This is a genomic window from Natronomonas sp. (genome assembly GCF_036625485.1).
Lineage (GTDB): Archaea > Halobacteriota > Halobacteria > Halobacteriales > Haloarculaceae > Natronomonas.
Genome location: NZ_JAZKTR010000182.1, coordinates 1 through 4216 on the forward strand (window position 1 = coordinate 1; position 4216 = coordinate 4216).

General features: G+C 65.6%; 4 protein-coding genes. 3 read left to right on the forward strand and 1 reads right to left on the reverse strand.

What is annotated here, in order from left to right; translation table 11 throughout:
• Nucleotides 1-521: 521 nt before the first annotated feature.
• From V5A53_RS13260 to V5A53_RS13270, 3 genes are all read left to right on the forward strand, one after another.
• Nucleotides 522-2753 carry a twin-arginine translocase subunit TatC gene (locus V5A53_RS13260; protein WP_332314093.1) on the forward strand — a complete coding sequence of 744 codons (2232 nt, stop codon included), beginning with the start codon at nucleotides 522-524 and terminating at the stop codon, nucleotides 2751-2753.
• A gap of 103 nt (nucleotides 2754-2856) precedes the next feature.
• Complete coding sequence (locus V5A53_RS13265; RefSeq protein WP_332314094.1) at nucleotides 2857-3033, forward strand: ribbon-helix-helix domain-containing protein; 177 nt, start codon at nucleotides 2857-2859, stop codon at nucleotides 3031-3033.
• Nucleotides 3026-3736, forward strand: coding sequence for a queuosine precursor transporter (locus V5A53_RS13270; protein ID WP_332314095.1), 711 nt, complete (start codon nucleotides 3026-3028; stop codon nucleotides 3734-3736). Before V5A53_RS13265 ends, V5A53_RS13270 begins: the two co-directional genes overlap by 8 nt.
• A gap of 18 nt (nucleotides 3737-3754) precedes the next feature.
• On the opposite strand, the gene V5A53_RS13275 is transcribed toward V5A53_RS13270, so the two are convergent.
• Nucleotides 3755-4216, reverse strand: a 462-nt coding sequence (locus V5A53_RS13275) for an SAM-dependent methyltransferase (RefSeq protein WP_332314096.1), incomplete at its 5' end; no start/stop codon positions are given.

The window sequence follows — 4216 nt, forward strand, 5'->3', positions numbered from 1 at the left end:
ACGAGAACGCGGGTCGCGCCCGCTTCGGGGCGCGACCCCGGTTCTCGGCAAAAACTGGGGAAAATATGCGCGCGAGCCTCCAGCCGCGAGCCTCCGGCTCGCGTTAGTCGGCTCTCGCTACCGGACGCTCCCTTCGGTCGCGTCCGGCGAACCGCCTCAGGGGTGACCTTCGGACACCCCCTCGGCGGATGCCACCACCTATTTCCCGTCGAGTCCGTTTTACCCCGGTTCTATCCTCGACGTTCGAGTTACCGCCGTATCACGGCCATCCTCAGTAACGCCGTAGTAAGCATCCGCCGAGCGGGGCCTTCGAAGAAGGCCCCCGAGGCGGTTCGCCGGACGAGAGCGCCGGAAGGGGCTCGAAGTCCGGTAGCGACGAGTGACCACCGCGCGCCGTCAGGCGCGCGACGGGAACGAGTCGCGCATATTTTCCCCACGTTTTTGCCGGGCCGGCCGCAGGCCGGCCCGTGCAAAAAGTGGAAGCGAAAAGGTTGATAACTGCGAGCAGACAACTTTCCCTCGTGTCTAGCGCCGTCGACGATGATACGAAGCGGGCCGTCGCGGAGGGGCGACAACAGCTCGGGACGCTCCTTCGAGGCCTCCAGAAGCATCTGCAGAAGGTATTCATCGTCTTCCTCATCGGCTTCATCGGGACGTTCACGGTCCTACGGCTCTACATCTGGGAGATCCTCAAGCGGGACCTCAACACCCACCCCGACATCGTCGTCGTCGCCATCACGCCGTTCGAAGTCATCCTCCTGCAGGCGAAGATCGGCCTCGCGGCCGGCGCCGTCTTCGCAATCCCGCCGATCCTCTATCTGAGCCGCGATTCGCTCAAGGAACGGGGTCGCTGGCCGGAGAACCTGCCCCGCTGGAAGGCCATCGGCTTCGGCCTCGCCAGCGCGGCGCTTTTCGTCGGCGGCGTCGCCTACGCCTACTACCTCTTCTTCCCGATAATGTTCGCCTTCCTCGCCGGCAACGCCGTCGGGGCCGGCTTCCAGCCCACCTACTCCATCTCGATGTGGGCGCAGTTCATCTTCCTGCTGTCGATGTCCTTCGGACTGGCCGCTCAACTGCCGCTGGTCATGAGTACCCTCTCCTACAGCGGTATCGTCCCGTACGAGACCTTCCGCGACAAGTGGAAGTACGCCGTCATCGCCATCTTCGTCTTCGGCGCGCTCTTCTCGCCGCCGGACCCCTTCACGCAGATCATGTGGGCGGTGCCGCTCGTCACGCTGTACGGCATCTCGCTGTACATCTCGAAGATCGTCGTCACCACGAAACGCTCCAGCGACTCCATCGACATCTCCGAAACCGCCCGCGAGCGCTGGAACGTCCTCGCCGGCCTCTTCCTCGTCGGCGTCGCACTGGTCTATGCCTTCTACACCTACGGCGGCTACGAACTCGTCAACGGCGTGCTCGCCGCCGCGAACTCCAGTTATCGGTTCCTGCCGGCCGGTGGCGCCTACAACATCCCCGAAACGACCTACATCGGTCTCCTCGGCGGGATATACGGCCTTATATTCACCGTCGTCGGTCTCGGCTATTTCGTCTATGACGGCCTCGAAGAGCCCGCTGGAAACCGGTATGCGGTCCCCGGCGGTACCCTCGGTGACCCCGCCGATATCGACCTCTCGGAACTCGACGAGGCCGGCATCCGCGCGGCGCCCGCCGCGGCGTTCGCCCGCCTCGAAGAGGAGGAGGCCCTCGGCCTCGCCAGTCAGGCGATGGAGGACGACGACCCCGAGCGCGCACAGGCCATCCTCGACCGCTTCGACGACGTGAACCCGCCAGAAGGCGACGTCTCTCCGAAAGAGCACGGGATGGGAACCGGTGAGAGCGAGGCGAGCGCCGAGGGCGACGCCGCTGCCGGCGCGGCCGCCAGCGCCGAAGACGAGGAAGAAGGCGGTATCCTCGCCCGGCGGAGTGCCGGTATCCTCGACGCCTTCAGCGAGGACGAGATCGACGAGGACGACGTGGGCGGCTACGCCTACGACATCGCGTTCGTCGTCGACAGCCTCACCTCGAAGGCCTTCGCCCTCGTCGGCGTCTTCATGGCCGTCATGGCCGCGGCCTTCTTCGTCCTCTACCGGGGCGGTATCGGCCGACTCAGCGAGCAGTTCGTCAGCCGGATGCCCTCCGAGTTCGCCGCCGAACAGGTCTCTATCGTCACGCTACACCCCGTCGAGGCGCTCATCTTCATGATCAAGGTCTCGGTCATCGCGGGCGCCGTCGCCACGCTGCCGCTGGTGCTGTACTACGCGTGGCCGGCGCTGAAGGAACGCGGCCTCGCCCGCGGCGACCGCCGCGTCCTCCTGCTGTGGGGTGGCACCGTTCTCTTCGGATTGACCGTCGGGAGCATCGTCGGGTTCATCTACGTCGCGCCGGCGGTCATCTCGTGGCTCGCCGCCGACGTCCTCGGGGCGAACATGATCATCGCCTACCGTATCAGCAACTACGGGTGGATGATCTTCTTCCTCACCGCCGGCATCGGCGTGCTCGCGGTCATCCCCGTCTCGATGTTCCTCTTCCACCGCGGGAACATCGTCCCCTACGCCGTGATGCGGAACCGCTGGCGGGAGTTCACCATCGCCGTCCTCGCGATGGGGGCGTTCTTCTCCCCACGAGGCGTCTTCACGATGTTCCTGCTCGGCATCCCCGTCGTCGCCGCCTATATGTTCGGTCTGGGGACGTTGTGGGCCTACACGCTCGGCGGCCGACGGACGTTCGAACCCGCCGAAGGCGCGGACTGACTCCCGCCCGACGCCCTGGCGGTTTCCCGGCGCTCCGCCGTTTCGAGCGAACGGTTCGGTACGTCCCGATACCGTTAACATATTCCTCAGATAAGTCCTCGGTATGCCCAAGATAAGCGTCGAGATTCCGCAGGAACTGCTCGACGACCTCGACTACCACGTCGGGGACGACGGCAAGTATGTCAACCGGAGCGACGCCATCCGCGCGTCGATTCGCAAGAACCTCGATATCATCGACGAGATAGACGCCCGCCACGGCCGCCTGGAGGACGATGAGTAGCGCCCACGCACGCCGTCCGACGCTTCCCACCGGCGCTATCGCCCTCGCAGCCCTGTTCGTCACCGCCCTGGTGACCGCACAGGTGACCGCGGCGAAGGTGCTGGCCTTCGAGTTGCCGACGACGCTGCCGCTCGTCGGCCCTGAACTGGCCTTCCCCGGCGCGGCGCTGGCCTACGCGCTGACCTTCCTCGCGACGGACTGCTACACCGAACTCTACGGCAAGCGGTCGGCGCAGGTGCTGGTCAACGTCGGCTTCGTGATGAACTTCCTCGTGCTCGCGCTGGTGTGGAGCACCATCCTCGGCCCCGGCGTCGACCCCGAGTTCTCCGAGACGTTTGCCACGGCCCTCGGCGCCTCGACGAACATCATCGCCGGGAGCCTGCTGGCCTACGTCGTCAGCCAGAACCTCGACGTCCTGATCTTCCATCGGCTCGCCGACGTCACCGACGGCGCCCACCTCTGGCTTCGCAACATCGGCTCGACGGGCACCAGCCAACTCGTCGACACCGTCATCTTCGTCGGCGTCGCCTTCTGGGTCTTCCCGCAGTACGTCGGTATCGGCCCGGACTTCAAGCCCGCCATCGTCGTCTCGCTCATCGCGGGCCAGTACCTCCTCAAACTGCTCATCGCGCTGCTGGACACGCCGTTCGTCTACCTTATCACCGGTGCCGTCCGGCGCTCCGAAGAACCCACGTTCGCTTAGAAAACGTCCGCCCCGGCCCTATTCTCGCTTCTCGGCGAAGCCGTATCGCGGCTTCACGTCGGTGACGGTCACCTCGACCGTCTCGCCCTCGTCGGCGCCCCCGACGAAGAGCGTGTAGCCGTCGACCTTGGCGATGCCGTCGCCCTCGCTGCCGACGTCCTCGATGTCGACTTCGAGTCGGTCTCCCTCACGGACGGGCGCCGTGATGCGACTCTTGGCGACCATGAACAGCTCCGACGAGGAGTCCCGGGAGGCTTTCGGGTGGATGGTGCGGACGTACTCGAACTCCTCGTCGATGTCCGCCCGGAGGTCGTCGGTATCGGGCCCTTCGAAGACCTTTGCGACGAAATCGCCGCCCGGCGCAAGCAGTTCGAGGCTCGTCTCGAAGGCCATCCGCGCCAGATGGACCGAACGAGCGTGGTCCAGCGAGTACTCGCCGGTCATGTTCGGCGCCATGTCGGAGATGACGACGTCGGCCTC

Bases quoted from the DNA above. Each gene is read 5' to 3' on its own strand.
- V5A53_RS13265 (WP_332314094.1), top strand. From the start codon at position 2,857: ATGCCCAAGATAAGCGTCGAGATTCCGCAGGAACTGCTCGACGACCTC.
- V5A53_RS13270 (WP_332314095.1), top strand. From the start codon at position 3,026: ATGAGTAGCGCCCACGCACGCCGTCCGACGCTTCCCACCGGCGCTATC.